Source organism: Nonomuraea sp. NPDC049269 (genome assembly GCF_043197155.1).
GTDB lineage: Bacteria > Actinomycetota > Actinomycetes > Streptosporangiales > Streptosporangiaceae > Nonomuraea.
In genome coordinates this window covers 348,865-366,332 of sequence record NZ_JBICSO010000006.1, presented here as the reverse complement: position 1 = coordinate 366,332, position 17,468 = coordinate 348,865, and the positions used below count along the sequence as shown (strand labels likewise).

Annotated in this window: 16 protein-coding genes and 1 pseudogene; 11 read left to right on the top strand and 6 right to left on the bottom strand. The window is 68.0% G+C overall.

The features are described 5' to 3' along the window. Positions 1–93: 93 nt before the first annotated feature. Positions 94–540, bottom strand: coding sequence for an Rrf2 family transcriptional regulator (locus tag ACGFNP_RS33595; RefSeq protein WP_393325511.1), 447 nt, complete (start codon positions 538–540; stop codon positions 94–96). A 189-nt stretch (positions 541–729) separates the two neighbouring features. On the opposite strand from ACGFNP_RS33595, the gene ACGFNP_RS33590 reads away from it, so the two are divergent. Beyond that, positions 730–1,479: a glucose 1-dehydrogenase gene (locus ACGFNP_RS33590; RefSeq protein ID WP_393325509.1), complete on the top strand. Its 750-nt coding sequence runs from the start codon at positions 730–732 to the stop codon at positions 1,477–1,479. Positions 1,480–1,619: 140 nt separating this feature from the next. Here ACGFNP_RS33590 and ACGFNP_RS33585 read toward each other — a convergent pair whose 3' ends face one another. Beyond that, positions 1,620–2,081 (bottom strand): hypothetical protein, encoded by a 462-nt coding sequence (locus ACGFNP_RS33585; RefSeq protein WP_393326257.1) that lies wholly within the window; start codon positions 2,079–2,081, stop codon positions 1,620–1,622. Between the two features lie 596 nt (positions 2,082–2,677). Between ACGFNP_RS33585 and ACGFNP_RS33580 the strand changes: the two genes are divergently transcribed. The 6 genes from ACGFNP_RS33580 to ACGFNP_RS33555 all read left to right on the top strand — a co-directional run bounded on the left by ACGFNP_RS33580 (position 2,678) and on the right by ACGFNP_RS33555 (position 9,001). Continuing rightward, positions 2,678–3,037, top strand: coding sequence for a hypothetical protein (locus tag ACGFNP_RS33580; protein WP_393325507.1), 360 nt, complete (start codon positions 2,678–2,680; stop codon positions 3,035–3,037). A gap of 1,201 nt (positions 3,038–4,238) precedes the next feature. After that, entirely contained in the window at positions 4,239–4,745 is a 507-nt protein-coding gene (locus ACGFNP_RS33575) for an NUDIX hydrolase (RefSeq protein ID WP_393325505.1), read from the top strand. A 277-nt stretch (positions 4,746–5,022) separates the two neighbouring features. Then, positions 5,023–5,883: an SDR family NAD(P)-dependent oxidoreductase gene (locus tag ACGFNP_RS33570; protein ID WP_358327987.1), complete on the top strand. Its 861-nt coding sequence runs from the start codon at positions 5,023–5,025 to the stop codon at positions 5,881–5,883. Between the two features lie 272 nt (positions 5,884–6,155). Further along, positions 6,156–6,437: a hypothetical protein gene (locus tag ACGFNP_RS33565; RefSeq protein ID WP_393325502.1), complete on the top strand. Its 282-nt coding sequence runs from the start codon at positions 6,156–6,158 to the stop codon at positions 6,435–6,437. Positions 6,438–6,829: 392 nt separating this feature from the next. Next, positions 6,830–7,432, top strand: coding sequence for a TetR family transcriptional regulator (locus ACGFNP_RS33560; RefSeq protein WP_393325500.1), 603 nt, complete (start codon positions 6,830–6,832; stop codon positions 7,430–7,432). Positions 7,433–7,504: 72 nt separating this feature from the next. Next, positions 7,505–9,001, top strand: coding sequence for an FAD-dependent monooxygenase (locus tag ACGFNP_RS33555; protein ID WP_393325498.1), 1,497 nt, complete (start codon positions 7,505–7,507; stop codon positions 8,999–9,001). Between the two features lie 32 nt (positions 9,002–9,033). Here ACGFNP_RS33555 and ACGFNP_RS33550 read toward each other — a convergent pair whose 3' ends face one another. The 3 genes from ACGFNP_RS33550 to ACGFNP_RS33540 are packed head-to-tail and all read right to left on the bottom strand — an operon-like array spanning position 9,034 to position 11,970. Continuing rightward, positions 9,034–9,828, bottom strand: coding sequence for a hypothetical protein (locus tag ACGFNP_RS33550; RefSeq protein WP_393325496.1), 795 nt, complete (start codon positions 9,826–9,828; stop codon positions 9,034–9,036). Next, a complete protein-coding gene (locus ACGFNP_RS33545; RefSeq protein ID WP_393325494.1) occupies positions 9,825–11,078 on the bottom strand; it encodes a hypothetical protein in 1,254 nt (417 codons plus the stop codon). The genes ACGFNP_RS33550 and ACGFNP_RS33545 overlap by 4 nt, the downstream gene beginning before the upstream one ends. Beyond that, the gene (locus ACGFNP_RS33540; RefSeq protein ID WP_393325492.1) at positions 11,071–11,970 is read right to left on the bottom strand and encodes a hypothetical protein; all 900 of its coding nucleotides are present in this window, start codon (positions 11,968–11,970) and stop codon (positions 11,071–11,073) included. Before ACGFNP_RS33540 ends, ACGFNP_RS33545 begins: the two co-directional genes overlap by 8 nt. A 64-nt stretch (positions 11,971–12,034) precedes the next feature. On the opposite strand from ACGFNP_RS33540, the gene ACGFNP_RS33535 reads away from it, so the two are divergent. From ACGFNP_RS33535 to ACGFNP_RS33525, 3 genes and pseudogenes are all read left to right on the top strand, one after another. Then, entirely contained in the window at positions 12,035–12,916 is an 882-nt protein-coding gene (locus tag ACGFNP_RS33535) for a sigma-70 family RNA polymerase sigma factor (protein WP_393326254.1), read from the top strand. Positions 12,917–13,095: 179 nt separating this feature from the next. Next, positions 13,096–13,437 carry a DoxX family protein gene (locus ACGFNP_RS33530; RefSeq protein ID WP_393325490.1) on the top strand — a complete coding sequence of 114 codons (342 nt, stop codon included), beginning with the start codon at positions 13,096–13,098 and terminating at the stop codon, positions 13,435–13,437. A gap of 37 nt (positions 13,438–13,474) precedes the next feature. Beyond that, a pseudogene (locus ACGFNP_RS33525) lies at positions 13,475–13,702 on the top strand (RNA polymerase sigma factor); the annotation flags it as partial. 149 nt (positions 13,703–13,851) lie between these two features. Here ACGFNP_RS33525 and ACGFNP_RS33520 read toward each other — a convergent pair. Beyond that, positions 13,852–16,716, bottom strand: coding sequence for an AAA family ATPase (locus ACGFNP_RS33520; protein ID WP_393326251.1), 2,865 nt, complete (start codon positions 16,714–16,716; stop codon positions 13,852–13,854). 114 nt (positions 16,717–16,830) lie between these two features. On the opposite strand from ACGFNP_RS33520, the gene ACGFNP_RS33515 reads away from it, so the two are divergent. After that, positions 16,831–17,442: a dihydrofolate reductase family protein gene (locus tag ACGFNP_RS33515; RefSeq protein ID WP_393325488.1), complete on the top strand. Its 612-nt coding sequence runs from the start codon at positions 16,831–16,833 to the stop codon at positions 17,440–17,442. The last annotated feature ends 26 nt before the right edge of the window (positions 17,443–17,468 follow it).

Below are 17,468 nucleotides of genomic sequence, written 5' to 3'. Positions count from 1 at the left end.
TGACGGGATCCCGGCTGATCGTGGTGATCGGGCGGGATCTTGTCGTTTCAGGGGCTTCGAGTCGTTGGTCGGCACGAAGTCGGGGATACGCGGTCAGGTGGACCGTTGTTCGGCCAGGGTATCGCGCAGCACGTCGGCGATCGTGGTTGTGGCGAGTTCCTGCTGCACTACGTCGTCCAGTCGGCCATAGACACGATGCAGAGTTGGCTGGATGCCGAAGCCCACGGGGCAGGAGCTGTTGGGTGGGGTCTGGTGCATAGCGAACAGGGTCTGGTTCTGGTCCTCGACCGCGTGGTAGACGTCCAGCAAACTGATCGTCTGGGGCTCGCGGGCGAGGCTCCACCCGGCTCCGGCGCCGCGCTTGGCCTGGACGAGGCCGGCCTTACGGAGGTCGCCCAGGCAGCGGCGGATGACGACGGGGTTGGTGTTGACGCTGCCGGCGATACGCTGCGAGGTGGCGATCTCTTGACCGTTGCGTCGGTCGAGCGTCATCCATGTCAGGACGTGCACGGCGATGCTCATCCTGCTGTTCGCGCTCATCTGCCTCCCGGCCCTTTCCTCTGCTGTAACCCTTCATGTTACATCTCTTGACCTGCGGGTGGTTGGTTTGCCACGCAATTGTAACTGCTATGGTTACAACAACATCCCCTCAGTAACCATGCCGACGCGACGTCTCTCGGCTTAGTTGTAACCAAAAAAGTTACTTCAATCGACGAAGAGGAAATGATCATGGGACAGCTTGATGGCAAGACTGCTGTTGTCACTGGCGCCAACAGCGGGATCGGCCTGGCATCCGCGCGGCGATTCGCGGCCGAGGGTGCGCATGTGTTCATCACCGGCCGCCGCCAGGAGGCGCTCGACGCCGCGGTGGCCGAGATCGGCGCGAACGCCGTCGGCGTCCGCGGCGACATCGCCGACCTCGCCGATCTCGACCGGCTCTATGAGGCCGTCGCCCAGCGGGGCCGCCGCATCGACGTACTGTTCGCCAACGCCGGCGGCGGCGCGTTCTCCACCCTGGAACAGGTAACCGAGCAGCACTACGACCAGACCTTCGACACCAACGTCAAGGGAATGTTGTTCACCGTCCAGAAGGCGCTGCCACTACTCAACGGCGGCGCCTCGGTGATCCTCACCGGGTCCACCGCCGCCGCCAAGGGCGAGGAGGCGTTCGGCGTCTACGCCGCTTCCAAGGCCGCCGTCCGCTCCTTCGCCCGCACCTGGGCCAACGAGCTGAGGAGCCGGGCGATCAGGGTCAACACCCTCACGCCCGGACCCATCGACACCCCCGGCATCACCGGCCTGGCCGCCGACCAGGAGCAGGCCGCCCAGCTCAAGGGCCACCTCGCGAGCCAGGTGCCCCTGGGCCGCATGGGCCATCCCGACGAGGCCGCCTCCGCCGCCCTCTTCCTCGCCTCCGACCAAAGCAGCTTCATCACTGGCATCGAGCTGTATGTCGACGGCGGCCTCAACCAGATCTGACCACCCGCCGAGCTCTCCGCGTCGCCGGCAGCCACCGTCCGGCGGTCAGTACGACGGCCCTGCGCACAGTCTGGTCCGCGGCGGGCGAGTGCCATCAATGCCAGCGCGTCGTCTCGGGCCTGGCCGACCAGGCGTTCGGCCTAGCCGCGAAGGCGGCCGAGCTGGGCCGGCGAGTATGGCGGGCTGACCTTCTTGGGGGCTTCGTCGGCGGCGGCACCTGCTCGCCGCGTTCCAGCCAGGCCGGCGTCGCGCGCATGTTCCGCAGCCAGCTGCGGTAGGACGGTGAGGGACGGGAGGTCACGCTCTTTCAGACGTTGCCGCCGCACCCGCACCTGGCAGATGCCACGGCAGCGTGATCGGCTGAGCTGCGAAACTGTCCACCACTCGAAACGGTCAGTCACCCGCCGTTCCTCATCGTCCATGCCGGAGGTATCCACCTCCAGTCCGCTGACGCGAAGGAAGAAGTAGGAATCCACTGAGCTGAACGTCTCACCGCCTAGTGCCCATGTTCCCGAACTGATCGCGACGACCGGCCCGAGAGCCGAGGGGGCGATGACATGCCCCAGTTCCTCTCGAAGCTCGCGTGCGGCGGCCTGATGCAGGTTTTCGCCAGGATCAACGGCGCCCCCGGCGTGAACCAGGCATAGAAAGGCTCCTCAACCTGAAGCAACAGCCTGCGGTAGACCAGGAGCCGATCGGCGGCATCTACCAGCAGCACACGAGCGGTAGACCGGAAGATCGTTTCGCTCATGAACGAGATCATGAGGCGGTCCCAGCAACCATGGGCGTTGGGAAGCGATCTTCTCAACTCCCGCTTACCCCCAGGCCAACGTCTGATCATCGCGATCAGGCGGGATCTTGTCGTTTCAGGGGTTTCCGACCTCCAAGCGATCACCTGGCGCGTTACGTTCAGAAGGCGCGAGCCTTCAACTCGGCCAGCCAGCCATCGTCCACCAGCCGCTTGAGCCGTGCCCGCAGCGACCTGTCGGAGCTGGCCGGCAACGGAACCGCACGAAGATGACATGCCCTGCACCACACGGGATGAGGATCACCACGTCTCCCATGGCTTCTGCGGCGCAAGGCATGGCCGAAGGGGTGCCTTGAGCGGCCATCACGAGGGCCTTTGGGTCACGAACGAAGGCGCCGGCACCTTCGGCCATCTCGAAGTGATCTGCGCCGAAAGTGACATCATCTCCGCATGAGCTACGACCTTGCGGTCTGGGAGGGCGAGCGTCCCGCAAACGATCGAGAAGCGGGAGAGGCGCATACCACCCTGTACGACCTATACCTCGAAGCAGAGGTGAAGATTCCGCCGACGCCTCTGATCGTGGAGTTCGTGGAGCGGCTCCTGCAGCGCTGGCCAGAAGAGGGAGAGGCGGAGGAGGATGATGTCCCGTGGGCAGCATCTCCGCTGATCATGGGGGCAGCAGGCCCCTACATCCACGTCGCGATGGCGTGGAGCCGCGCGGAGGAGACCTCAGCGTACGCCGTCCAAGTTGCCGCCCAACTCGGCCTGAACTACTTCGACCCTCAAGAAGATCGACTTCGGACCTCGTAACCACCGTCGAGCCTGCTGCGCCAAGACAAGCGCCCCATCCAACCTGGGCATGATCACGTCGATCTCGGGAAGCGATCTTCCAGGCCCCTTCTGCATCCCAAGTCACACCCACTCGTGAACGCCGCACCCTTGAAACGGCTGGACTGAAGTTGACGGGATCCCGTCTGATCATCGAGATCGGGCGGGATATTGTCGTTTCAGGGGTTTCCGAATCTGGTTCGTCCTGGTTTGGGGACAGCAGGGCGGGTGTCTGGGAAGGCCCGGGTGGTGTCAGGCCGCTGATGGAGGTCCGAGTTCGCGTCGTTGGGCATAGCGAAGCCGACGCCGGGCTGAGTGCTGCGACACGGTGATCTGAAATGTGCGTTATGGGACGGGTGGCGGCCTGCTCCGGCCCGCGAGCGGCGTGCGGTCGCTGTGCTCTGCTGGGATCTCGGGGACGTCGGCAGATGCTTGTCGAGGTGGCCGAGGTCGTCCTTGTGGACGGTGATGGTGTGCTGGTGGCAGATCGTCGGCAGTTCGCCGGTCTTGTGGTCGGGCTGTGGGGGAAGGACGCGAGGTTTGGCCGCGGGGTGGGCGGCTCGTTGCCGGGTGTCGGTGAGGTCGACCGCGGTGGGCCGGTTGGGTCCGCGCTGGTCGAGGCGGTCGAAGCGGGGGCAAGGCAGCGATGGGCCTGCTGCCGGGCAGTGGAAGCAGACGGTGCCGCCTGCGTTCGGGCTCTGTTTGAGGCGCAGCAAGTACGGCTCTCGCGCGCTGATGAGCGCGGTGAGTTCTTCCGATGGGGTGCCTCGTATTCGCCCCCAAGAGACTCAGCCTCATGCTCGTCATCCTGGGCCGACAGAGCCAGCAGCGTTTCGCGGGTAATGGACAAGCGGCGGAGCTCTTCCTCCGCTGCAATGAGTCGTTCGCGCAGCTCGGCCGTCCTCTCGGCGGCAGCCGCCTCAGCCAAGGCCGCGTTCCAGCAGCGACGTCACATCCGCCTCCACGCAGACACAGATGCGCCCACCCGATCCGCTTCACGCCATGTGGTCCGAAAACTCCACACTGTAAGCGGAGAAGTGCTGGCAGTCACCACCACAACCAAGATCAACACCTGTGTGGGTGATCCTCCACCCAAACTGGGACGCTCGTCGGAGTGCAGGGCTGGCAAGATCTTGAACCCTGTCGCGACCTCCATGCGCCGAACAGGACAAGGAGCAACCAGATGAAGATCCGACGAGGTGCTCGCGTCGTATTGTTAGATCACGATGACCGGCTCCTCATGATGCAGGTCCGCAATGATGGCAACATCGTCGTCCCCGGTCATCCCGTGCCGGAGCTGTTCTGGATCCTGCCCGGCGGCGGCGTTGAGCCCGCTGAGAGCCTCCTTCAGGCCGCCCGTAGAGAGCTTTTCGAGGAGACCGGCCTGACCGACGTCGACTGGGGGCCATGCCTGTGGACCCTCGACTTGGACGCCTTCTGGGCCGGCTACCCGCTGCACATGCACGAGAGCTACTTCCTCGCCCGAGTCCGTAACAGTCAAGACATCAGCAGAAACCATCTAGAACCCGGAGAACACGAAGCGATCGCCGAACACCGATGGTGGTCGCTCGCCGACCTGGTCACCGCACAGATCAGTCACACCCTCCGGCCTCCAGGGCTGCCTCTTCTGCTCGCTGACGTCCTGAGCGGGAAGGGGTTGCCGAGCGAACCGCTCGCCTTGGATATGTAAGCCGGCCAACTCGGGAAACGATCATCTGGGAAGCGATCTTCAGGCGGCCCCTTTCTCGCCAGGTCGCCGCCTCTCGTGAACACCCCGGATTGGCCGTGGGGGCCGGTATAAGCGAGCGACTGCCCGTCCAGGGCAAGAACAAAGGCAGACTCACCCTCAAGCGCCGGAGCGGGCAGGTGGCGGTCCACGTTCCTTTGCGCTTCCGGTCACGATCTTCCGTTTTGATGGTCACGCCGGGTTTGCGTTCGAGCGCGCTCGAAGGCATAGCGTCCCCGCCATGACGACACAGACCTGGATCATCACTGGCGCGTCCCGCGGGTTCGGACGCGCACTGGCGGAGTCGGCGCTCGCGGCGGGCGACCACGTGGTGGCGGCGGTGCGCCGGCCCGAGAGTGTGGCCGATCTGGAGGCCAAGTACCCGGACAACTGCCTGATCGCGAAGTTCGATGCCCGGGACATCGCCGCGGCCGCGGACCTCGTGCGCGACACCCTCGACCGCTTCGGTCAGCTCGATGTGCTGGTCAACAACGCGGGCCGGGCCGTGGTTGGAGCGGTCGAGGAGGTCAGCGACGCGCAGTTGCGCGAGTTGATGGATCTGCACCTGTTCGGCCCCGCCGCGCTCGTCCGGGCGGCGCTGCCCACGATGCGTGAGCGGGGCACCGGGACGATCGTGCAGATGAGCAGCCAGGGTGGGCGGACGTCGTTCCCCGGCGTGTCGGCGTACTCCGCGTCGAAGTTCGCCCTCGAAGGCTGGTCCGAGGCCCTGGCCGGGGAGGTCGCGCCGTTCGGGATCCGGGTGATGCTCGTCGAGCCCAGCCGGTTCAGGACTGGCTTCAACGGGGGCGACGTGCTCGAGTTCGTCGAGCCGTCCGCGACCTACCGTGACTTGCTCGCCAACGTCCGTGCGGACATGGCCGGGACCGACGGCCGCCAGGAAGGTGACCCGGCGCGGGCGGCCGAGATCATCGTGTCGCTCGCGCACGGCGACGAGGTGCCGCTGCGGCTGCCGCTCGGGCGCGAGGCGGTCGAGCGTATCTCGCGTGCCTACCGGCGCGGCCTGGACGAGGTCGAGCAGTGGGCCGAGACCGCCCGCAGCGCCGACTTCGAGGGTGTCTCCGCATCGGTACGGCCCATCTAGGCTCGTGGTGATGGCCACCGACGATCTGGTGACCAGGGCGCTCGAAGCGCTTGGGGACGACGACGGTCCGCTGTCGGTCGAGGCGATCCACCGCCTCGCCGACCTGGCCGATCTGCCCGAGACGATGACGATCGCCGAGGTTTCCTCGACGTCTCGCCCCACACGCTTCGCTATTACGAGCGGGCCGGGCTGGTCGAGGTGGCCCGCGACGGTAATGGTCATCGCGTCTACGACGCCGAAGCGGTTCGGCGCCTGGTGTTCCTCACCCGGATGTGGCTGTCCGGTATGCCGAGCGTGACCTGCAGCACTACATCTCGCTCGTCGATGCCGGAGGGCACACGGTGCCGGCGCGGCTCGATGCGCTGGTCGAACATCGCGACACCATCCGCCGCCGGATCCGTGAGCTGACCCTTTCCCTCACGGCGGTCGAATACAAGATCGCCACGTACGGGGGCTCGACCGGGCCGGACGTTCAGGCCCTCGGCACCACCACCGGTACCGACCGCACGGCGCTGCCGGACGAGCCGCTCCGACGGGCACTCCCGGCAGAGTGAGGGACGCCGACGCTCGCCGGGCTGCTAGCGGTAGTCCGGCCTCCCTCCAATCTCCGGCCACAGCCCCTGCGGGAAACGATCACTTCCCCGCTGGGAAACGATCTTCAAGGCCTCGCATTCTCCAAGCTCAACTGCACTCGTGAACTCCCCGCCCAGGGCCGTTCTTAAGACGGCTGGATTGAAGTTGACGGGATCCCGTCTGATCATCGCGATCAGGCGGGATCTTGTCGTTTCGGGGGTTTCCGAATTGGGTTCGTCCTGGTTTGGGAGCTGTGGGGCAGGTGCCTGGGGAGGCCCGGTAGCCGGCTCCGGCCCGCCGCATGCATGCGAGCCACGCATCTTTACGCGGCTCGCATATTTGCGCGGCTCGCAAATTTGTGTAGAGTGTTCATATGGGGCTGAGAGAGCGCAAGAAGGAAGAACTCCGGATCGCGCTGAGCTGGGCGGCGATCAAGCTGACCGTCGAGCGTGGCTTCGACAACGTCAAGGTGGAGGAGATCGCCGCCGAGGCGGGTGTCTCGCACCGCACGTTCAACAACTATTTCTCCAGCAAGGGCGAGGCGATCGCGGCCAGGCACTTCGACCGAGCGGTGCAGATCGCCGACGAGCTGAGGTCCAGGCCGGACGGCGAACCCCTGTGGGAGGCCATCACTAACGCCGTGTTCGCCCGGTTCGCGCTTGGCATGCAAGAGGCCGAGCGTCCGACCGACGAGCGCTGGATCGCCGGTGTCAAGCTGATGAGCCAGCATCCGGAGCATCGGGGCGAGTTCCTCAAGGCCCATGCGGCCGCGCAGGATGCGCTGGCCGCGGCGATCGCCGAGCGCACCGGCACCAATGCCGATCGAGATCTGTATCCGCACCTGGTCGCCGGGACGGTCGGCGCCGCCATACTCGCGGCCATCCAGCTGCGGCTCCACGGCGATGCGTCGGCGCCGTTCGAGGAACTGCTGCGTGACGCCCTCGGTCAGGTCGCCGCCGGCCTGCCCACGCCCTGACCCTTTCCATCTTTCCTAGAGAAGATCAGCCGGGCTGCCGCCGGTCGATCCGTCATGCCCGGAAGGACCACCATGATCACCGATGTCGTCATAGCCGGAGCCGGGCCCAACGGCCTGATGCTGGCCTGCGAGCTGAGCCTGGCCGGAATCCGTCCCCTGGTCCTGGAGCGCCTGCCGGAGCGCACCCAGGAAAACCGCGCCAACGGCCTGGTCGGCCAGGTGGTGCGGATGCTGGACCGGCGAGGTCTGTACGAGCGGCTCGCTGGTAACCAGGACCCACCGCGGCCCACTCCCGGATTCGTCTTCGGCGCGCTGCCCATCGACCTGAGTGTGCTGGACGACAACCCCTTCTACATCCTCCAGGTTCCGCAGCGCAGGATCGAGCAGATGCTGGAGGAACGGGCCGTCGAACTCGCCGTCGAGATCCGGCGCGGCCACGAGCTCACCGGATTCACCCAGGACGCGGATGGCGTGACCCTCCAGGTCAGCGGGCCGGCTGGGCCGTACACGATCGAAACGCGCTACCTGATCGGTGCCGACGGCGGGCACAGCATCGTACGCAAGCTGGCCGGCATCACCTTCCCCGGTGTGACGACCGACCACACGATCGCGCGCACCGCGCACGCCGTCGTGCCGGCCGAGTTCGTCGATCCGGCCACCGGCGGCCTCGACATTCCCGGGTACGGACCCATCCCGCAGTTCCTGCACCACCGGACTGAGCGCGGGTTGTTCGTGTACGCGCCCCTGCCGGGCACCCCCGCACCGTTGATCTCCACCACGGAGTGGAACGGACAGGACGCCGAGGGGCCGCTCACGCTCGCGGAACTGCAGGCCAGCGCCCGCCGCGTGCTCGGTGTGAACATTGTTGTCGGCCCGCCCGACGGCCCAGGGCCGCACTTGATGCGCAAGCTCAACGGGGGCAACACCCGCCTGGCCGAGCGTTTCCGAGACGGGCGGGTGCTGCTGGTCGGCGATGCCGCTCACGTGCACTCGGCGATCGGCGGGCCCGGGCTCAACCTTGGCCTCCAGGACGCGGTCAACCTTGGCTGGAAACTCGCGGCCGACGTGCGCGGCACGGCCCCCGCCGGTCTCCTCGACACCTACGAGTCCGAACGACGCCCGGTCGCTGAGCGGGTGGTGATGTCCTCGCGCGCCCAATCCGCACTGATCGCCCCTGGCAGCGAGGTCACCGGCCTGCGCGCGCTGTTCACCGAACTGCTCGGCGACCCGCGCAACGTCCGCCGTATCGCCGACCTGATGTCAGGCGCCGACATCCGCTACGAGGTGGGCAACGACCATCCGCTGGCCGGTCGGTGGGCTCCCGACCTGGACCTCGAAGACGGTGTCCGGCTCGCCGAGCTGACCAGGGACGGCCGCCCGCACCTGATCGATTTCACCGGCGGGGACTGGGGATACCCCGCGACCGCGGGGCTGCCCGGCTCCGCCGTACCGTGCACGGCGCTGTTGCTGCGGCCCGACGGATACGTGGCATGGGCCACCGACGTCCCGCAGCCGGACGCGGAGTCCCGCGCATCGCTCAGGACGGCGATCCAACGCTGGCTGGGGTGACTGGATAGGTGCACATCGTCATTCCCCGACAACTACCGCCAGCGGCCTAACAGGACCCTCTGGTAGGGGGGAGCGACGACGGGGAGTTTGGTGAGCGAGCCGGTTCTGATATCGGCGGCGTAGTAGCCGTTGTCGGTCCTGGCCAGGAGGTGATCGGCGTCGAGCCATTGCTCGGTTGCCGGGATCGGGAAGTTTCGCACCGCTTTACCGGTTGCGAAGTCGATGAGCGTGAAGCCTTGGACCGCGATGAACTTGCCGTCGGGCGAGAGCGAAGGTTCGTCGTTGCGGTTGAGGCCCTCGAAGACGCGCGGCTTCTTGCCTGGAGAGACCCAGCGCAGGTCACTGTCGCCCTCGCAGTGTCGTGTCCCGAGTACTCCGGAAGAGGTCAAGCCGTAGAGGCGGCAGACGTTCTTGATGATCCTGGTTTCGCCGGTGTCGAAATTGGTGATCGTGGTTTCCGCCACCGCCACTGGAGAGGTGGCGAAGAACGTGCCGTCGCCCGAGATGGCCAGATGCGGCTCACCCTCGCGGACCCGGCCTACCGGCTTCGCGGTGAGCTGCCGGATCTGGCCGGTACGCAGGTCGAGCGCGACGTAGTGGCCGGAGGCGTCGTCGACGTAGACGACGCGGTGGCCATCGCGGCTCACGCCCACGATCTTCCTGACATTCTGGATCGCCACGTCCTGGCTGGATGCGAGACGGGCGATACCTGATGTGCTGATCCAGCGGACGGGGGATTGAGTGGGCGCGAACGGGCGCGGCCCCTCGGGAGCGGGGGAGGAGCAAGCCGTCAGCAGGAGTGCCGCCAGGGCGAGTGGGACCTTCATACCGCCCCGATCGTGATGTCGTCCCCGGCTACCTCCGGAGCGTAGGGCACCGGCCGGGTCGCGCCGCTGAGCACGTTCATGAGGTAGACGGCGGCTGAACGGTATCCAGGCGCGTACAGCAGCACCTCGCCAGGCCCCGTCCACCGGTAGATGCGCCTGAGCTCGGCGGTCGGTGGCAACTGCGCGTCGACCTTGCGCAGCACCCGGCCGTTCTGGCCGAGGACCAGGACACTCCGGCCGGAGGCTACGGCGATCTCCTTGCCATCCGGCGATATGGCCGGCCGCCGGTCGGATTCCAGTTCCGCGCCCTGTGCTTTGGCGATCACTGAGCCGTCCAACGCCACGATCTTGACCCCGTTGTAGGAGTGGTCCATCACCAGATGGCCGCCCGCCCATCCCCGAAGAGGCTCGTCGTCCTCGATGCGTATGACGGTGCCCGACCGCGTGTCGGTGATGGCCACTTCCTCTGCTTGTGGTTGTTCCATGGCCAGATAGCGGCTGTCGGGAGAGAAAGACAGGCGGACCTCGTAGAAGGCGGTCGGAACGGGAAGGATCGCACCGGTCGTGACGTCGTGGATCACCACCTGCATCCGGGCGAAGCTGTAATAGGCGAGTTTGCGGCCATCCGGGCTCACCTGCACGTCGGTCTGCGGCAGCGCGTCCGGTAGCCGCCAGCGCCGTCCCGACGTGTCGACCACGAGCCATCCTTCGGACGGATCCGCTGAGGCGAACGGCTCGATCCGATCGGGAAACAGCTCGTCCCGCACACGCATGCCGTACCGGATGGGCTCGGCTGCCGCGGCAGGCAGAACCGGCAGCAGCGGTGGCTTTCGAGCTGTGAGCGGGACCACGGCGGCTGAGCCGGCCACGCCGAGCAGGCAGAGGCAGGCGACGAGTTTCGGGAAGCGCGTCGGCGCCGGTCCCGGTGTCGTGGCTGCCTCCCGAAGCCGGGCGGTGAGCGCCGCCCTTTCCTGCTCCGGTACGGCAAGCGCTCGGACCTCGGCCTGGCTCAATCCGCACAACTCGGCCGTGTCCTGCTCGTCCCATCCCTCATGCAGCGTCGCTACCAGCACTGCCCGCTGCCGCCGGGACAAGCCCTGACCCCAGGTGGGCGCATCCCAGACGCGCAGCGGAGACAGGAAGCGGCGAAACATCCGGAAATAGGCGGCAGGGGTGCCGCTGCCCGTGGCGAGTCTCGCCGCCGATTGACCGGCGAGTAGGGAAGCGGCCCGTGCCTGCCGTTCAGCCAAGCCAGCCATTACCCGCCCCCCGCCACGCGATGTGAGAGATCCACTCGTCTGGCAACGCCGGGTCGCGGCGCGTGTCGCCCGTCCTCACGTCAACGAGTTGGTACGGCGAACCCTCGACGATGACCTCGTGATCATTGAACCAGGCGAAGATGCGGGGATCGTTTCTCCTGATCAATTTGATCTTCTTGCCGGACGTGGCGTCGCTGATGAGGACTCCGTCGAAGTCGTATGAGGCCACCAGCCGAAGATCGGGCGAAAGCAGCCCGCCGGTTAGTTTGCCAACGAACGCGCCCGTACCATCGCGCCGAACGGTCACGAGCCGGGCTTCCTCCAGATGGCGTGCGCAGCCGGGCACGCCCCAAACGACGGTGTCGGACAGTCCGTTCACCTTGCAGATATCGGTGATCGTGCGCCGCTCGCCGGTCCGGAGGTTCGCGATCAGCGTGCGATCCCGATAGGAGATCGTGACGGCCCGGCCGTCGAAGGAGGTGTGCAGGGCGGTGATCCGGCCCGCGTCGGCGAGGTCGTGCACCGTTTCGTCCCGCAGGTCGCGTGCTCGAATACGGCCGTCCTGAACGTAGACGATCGTGTGACCGTCGCCGCTGACGATGAGGGGGTCGTCTGCCTGGATGTCGTTGAGCGTGAGCGTCTGCCCGGATCGCAGATGAAGTGCCCAGCCCTGGTCGTCGCTGGGATCTCCGTACAGGATCGGCTCAGTCGTGAGGGCCTGCGGCCACAGGGTGTAGACGCTGTAGCCGACGATGAGTAGGGAGGCCGCGGCGAGGCGGCCTATTCGGCCGCGACGCGCGCGGCGTGCTAATCGGGTCCAGGTGCCAGGCACACGGCTGATCGTAGGGAAGGAAATGCCGTGGTGGAAGCCGGGGCAACTCATCCGGACCGCTGCTCCATGGGCCGCTATGTCGATAAGTATCGTTCTGCTGACGGAGGTATGTGACGTGGACGAACATCATTGGCTGACAGAGCGGTTCGCTGAGCATCGCTCGCATCTCCGCGCGGTGGCTTTTCGGATGCTGGGATCGCTGAGCGAGGCTGACGACGCACTTCAGGACGCCTGGCTGCGTGCCAGCCGCGCCGATGTCAGCCAGGTGCAGAACATCGCCGGATGGCTGACCACGGTGGTGGCTCGGGTGTGCCTGAACATGCTGCGCTCGCGCGGTAGTCGCCACGAGGAACCGCTGGACATCCAGGCGGCTGATCCGCTGCTGGGCCCCGCGTCCACCGGGAATCCCGAACAAGAGGTGGTGATGGCCGACTCGGTCGGGGTGGCGCTGCTGGTGGTGCTCGACACCCTGAGTCCGGCTGAGCGGCTCGCCTTCGTGTTGCACGATCTGTTCGCCGTGCCCTTCGAGGAGATCGCCCCCATGCTGGAGCGATCACCGGAGGCGACCCGGCAACTGGCCAGTCGTGCCCGCCGCCGCGTCAAGGGTGCCGCACCCGCGCCGCACGTCGATCTGACTCGCCAGCGGGGAATCGTCGAAGCCTTCCTGTCCGCCACTCGCGGCCAGGATTTCCAAGCTCTGATCACGCTGCTCCACCCCGATGTCATGCTTCGGGCGGACAAGGCCGTCATGCTGACCGCGGAGCCCGTCGTGGTCCACGGAGCCGAGCCCGTCGCCAAGGGCGCGATGGCCGCCATGCAGCGGGCCCAGTTCACCGGACTCGCCCTCATCGACGGCGCCGTTGGCCTCGTGATGGCTCCTCACAGCCACCTGCGTGTGGCGCTCACGTTCAGCATCGTCGACGGCCTCATCATCGCCATCGACGTCATCGCGGAATCCGATCGTCTCGATCGACTCAATCTGGCAGTCCTCGACTGAGGGGTTGGGAGGTGGGATCGCTTGGATTCACCTCCCAACCGCCGACCCCTCGCATATGACGCAGGTCACATTCGCCGGCGGTCGCATCGCCGTATGACGCCGGGTCAAGGCAGTGACGGACTCACCGATCACGCCGCTGCGGCCCCGGCCCAGTGTCACCGAAGCAAGGAGCGCCCCAAATGGTGCACGTTATCGTCACTATTCTCGCCGCCGCCTGGGTGGCTTTCTCCGCCTACGCCATCCTCACTCGCGCCGCGTGGGTCGTCCAACCGCTGGCGGCGTACGGTGTCCCGAGCTCCTGGTGGCCCTGGCTCGGTGCCGCCAAGGCTGCGGGGGCGGCGGGCCTGCTGGTCGGCCTGTTCGTGCCCGTGGTCGGCACCCTGGCCGGAATCGGCCTGGTTCTGTACTTCGTCGGGGCCGTCATCACTGTGCTCCGGGCACGCTCTTACGCGACTGTCGTCTACCCGCTGCTGTACCTCGTGCCGGTTGCCGCCGCCCTCATGCTGGGATCCGCCGCCTGACCGCCCATCCAGAACACCCCGGTACCCCTCGCCGCACGTGACGAGTACCGGGGCGCAGGCTTTCGAGGTCTTTTACCTGCGGCATTTCGAGGTGATGACACGGTTCGTCGCACGACGGGTGGCCGACCCGCACGCGGTTGCCGACCTGACGGCGGAGATATTCCTCGCGGCGCTGCGCTCCCGGCACACCCACCAGCCGGGATGGGGCAGCGAGACCGGATGGCTGTACGGGGTGGCGCGCAACGTGCTGTCGACCCGACGACGCCGCAGCGAGCGCGAGGCCCGCGCCGTCGAACGGGTCGTCGCGCGTCGGCTGCTGGTCCTGCGAACTCGTTCCAGCCCAGTTCAGCGGCGTGGAACGCGAGTGACTCCAGTGGAGGGCACTGCTGGTGCCGGCCGGGTGCTGTTCGTGCGTCACGGGTCAAGGAGTCCGGTGTCGTGGGCGCGGGCGACGGCCTCGGTTCGGGTGGCGACGCCGAGTTTGACGAGGATCCGTGCCACGTGTGTGGCCACGGTGTTGGCCGTGATGAACAGCTCCGTGGCGATCTGCGGATTCGACCGGCCGCGGGCGAGCACCCGCAGCACCTCGAGCTCGCGGCGGGTCAGGCCGAAGTCGTTGCGCACCGGGACCGTCGCAGCGTCGCCGAGTCGGCCGTGGGCGATGACGTCGTCGATGCGGGCCAGCAGCGGCTCGGCGGCCAGTTCGGCGGCGAGGGCGCGGGCCTCGCGTAGCCGGGAGCGGGCGCCGGGCCGGTTGTTCGAGGCGAGCGCGATGCGGGCGGCGCCGGTCAGGGCAAGTGCGGTCTCGTACCGGTTGCCGAGGTCGCGCCAGGCCGTCACGGCCGCGTCCCAGGAGGGCAGGTCGCCGGAGCCGGCCTCGGCCTGGAAAGTGAGCCGGTAGGCGGTGAGCGCGGGAGTGGCGGCGCGTACCGTGTCGGTCATGCGGGCCAGCTCTGCGAGTCGGTCGGCGCTTTCGGCGGCGACTCGCCGGTTCCGCGGGGCGGCGGTCCGCCGGGCGCGCTGGACCCGGGCTCCGAGCACCGCCAGCCGCAATACCTCGTGTGTCGGCCAGGTGGCCGGTGCCACCGACAGGAGCTCGCCGAGGATCCGGTCGGCCAGGTCTGCCTCGCCCTGCTCCAATGCCCAGGAGATGCGCTGGACGGCGAACTCGGCCTTCGCCTCGGCGGCCCCGGCGGCATGCCGCGCGAACTCGCTCACCTGGCGGAACAGCAGCTCCAACCGGTCGGTCTCGCCCCGGCAGCGGGCGATGTCGGCTGCCGCCAGGCGCAGGAACGCGGCGTACAGTGGCGGCGGCCCGTCGGCCAGGGCGTCGTCGACGACCGCTACGGCCTCGTCCCACCGGCCGAGAAAGCGCAGGTGGATGGCGCGGGCGTTGGCGAGCATGCTGCCGCGTGAGCGGGTCCGGCCGAGTCGCTCGGCGGCCAGCTGCCCGATATGGGCGAGTTCGGCGGCCTGTTCGTAGAGGCCGACGGCCTCCATGAGTCCGGCCTCCCACTGGAACGTGGTCAGGAACGTGTGCTCGTCCCCGGCCGACTCCGCCGCTCGCCGGGCCTCGGCGTAGGTGCGCCTGGCCGGCTCGAAGATGCCGTCCATGCCGTCGAGCGCGGCCAGTACCAGCAGCGCGGGAGCTCGCAGGCCGTCGTCGCCGAGCCGTTCGGCCAGGGTCAGTGCCTCGGCCGCGTACTGCCGGCTCCGCTCCAGGCGGTGCGCGGCGACTCCGATGAAGCCCAGCGCGGACAGCAGGCGGCTGCGCAGCGCGTCCGACGAGCCGGGAGGCACGAGCGCGACCGCGTGTTCCAGGTCGTCCCATCCGTTGCCGTTGACGCGGCTCTGCGACTGGCCGCGCAGGCCGAGCAGCCGGGCCGTGCGCAGCGGTTGGCTCTCCGGATCGAGCTCGGCCAGGGCAGCGGTGGCGTGCGCGACGCCCGCGGCGGATTTGCCGGCCGCGAAGGCTGCCGCCGCGGCCCGTTCCAGAACGGTCGTGCGGTCGGCGTGGATGAGGAGGGAGGGGGCGGCGACCTGAGTCCATCGTGCCAGGACCAGTTCGAGCAGGTGGAGTTGCTCGTCGTAGGCGTTCTGCCGGCCGGCACGGTCGGCTGCGCGCCACGCTGCGGGCAACGCCTGCTCGAACTCGCCGGCGGCCGTCCAGTGGTCGGCCAGGGCCGTGCTGTCGGGGGTGCGGGCGGCGAGCCCGGCGGCGTATCGAGCGTGGGTACGCCGCCGCTGTGCCGGCGGCAGCGAGGCGTAGACGGCTTCGCGGATCAGGTCGTGCCGGATCGCGTACCCTTCGTCGCCGGCCACCACGAGATCCCGCCCGGCCAGATCTTTGAGGGCGAGCAGGAGCTGCGTCTCCGGCAGGCCAGTGACCTCGCCCAAGACCTCGTCGGTCAGCCTGATGCCGGAGACGGCCAGGGCCGACAGCACCTGGTGAGTCAGATCGGGCAGGTCGGTGATCCGGTCGAGCAGCAGGGTCCGCAGGTCGGCCGCCGACGCCTCGTCCGTGGTGCTCAGCGCCTCGACGAACAGCGGATTGCCGCCGCTGCGCCGGTGAATGGCGCCGCTGCGGGAGCGGTCCGGCGGCCGGCCGTCGATGGCTTCCAGGAGCTCGGCCACGTCCCGGTGCTCCAGCGGGCCGAGACCGAGGCGTACCAGGTCTCGGCCGCGACCCAGCTCGGCGAGCAGCCGCCGGTTCGGATGGCCGGTGGCGAGCTCGCCGGTGCGGACGGTGCCGATCAACAGGACGCTGGCATCGGCCAGGTTGCGGACCAGGTAGGCGAACAGCTCACGGCTGGACGCGTCGGCCCAGTGCAGATCCTCCACGACCAGGACGACCGGCTGTGCCTGCGCGACCTGGCTGATCAGGGCCAGCATCTCCTCGAGCAGCCTGGTCCGCGTGTACCGGACGGGGGCGGGGCCGAGGTCCGGCAGCCAGTCGCCGAGCGTGGATCCGGCCGCCGGCAGGAGTGCCGCCACCCGGTCGCGGCCGAGCCGGCGTACGAGGTCGCGCAGGATGGCGACGAACGGCACATACGGGGCGCCCTCCGAGCCGAGTTCGAGGCAACCGCCCGACAGGACCAGCGGGTCATCGGGAAGCGCCCGCACCACGGTGGTGACCAGCCGGGATTTGCCGATGCCCGCCTCACCGGAGACCAACGCCGTGACGGGCCGCGCCGACCGGGCTTGTGCGTAGGCCGCCCGCAGCGCGGCGATCTCGTCCGCCCGGCCGACCATCACCGGGCTGACGGCCGACCCCACCATCACCTACCCGCCCTCCAAACCCGGACGCGATCTCACCAAGTCTGACGACGACAGCCTCCCGCCCTGGACGACACCCTGGGTCGTGTGTCCCGAACACTCCGGAAGGAAGCAAAAATGACCACTCAGCAGCGTACCGTCGTGGCCAACATCTCCCTCTCCCTCGACGGACGCGTCGTCGGCCCAGGCGGCGAGTACGACATGAGCTGGATCGTCCCCCACGCCGTCAGCGACGGCGCCCGCGCGCACATGGTGGACGTCACCCGCACGGCCACCACGGCGCTGCTCGGCCGCAAGAACTACCAGGGCTTCGCCGGCTTCTGGCCCGCTGTGGCCGACGACGACAGCGCCGACCCGAACGACCGCGCGTTCGCCCGCTGGCTCAACGACGTCGAGAAGATCGTTTTCTCCAGCAGCCTGGAGCGGGTGGACTGGGACAACGCGCGCCTGGCCACCGCTGACCCAGCCACCGTCGTCAAGCAGCTGCGGGAGCGGCCAGGGGGCGACATCATCGTCCTGGCCAGCAGCAGCGTCATTCGACAACTGCTTGACGCGGGCGAAGTGGATCGGCTCAGCATCACCCTGTGCCCGGAGCTCGTCGGCGGCGGGGCTCACCTGTTCACCGATGGCCCGGCCGGGTCCTCCTGGTCGCTCACCGCCACCAGCACGACCACCACCGGCGCGATCTGTCTCCTGTACGACCGGATCCGCGCGGACCGTCAGCGATGAACTCATCCACAACCCCTTTTGATGGG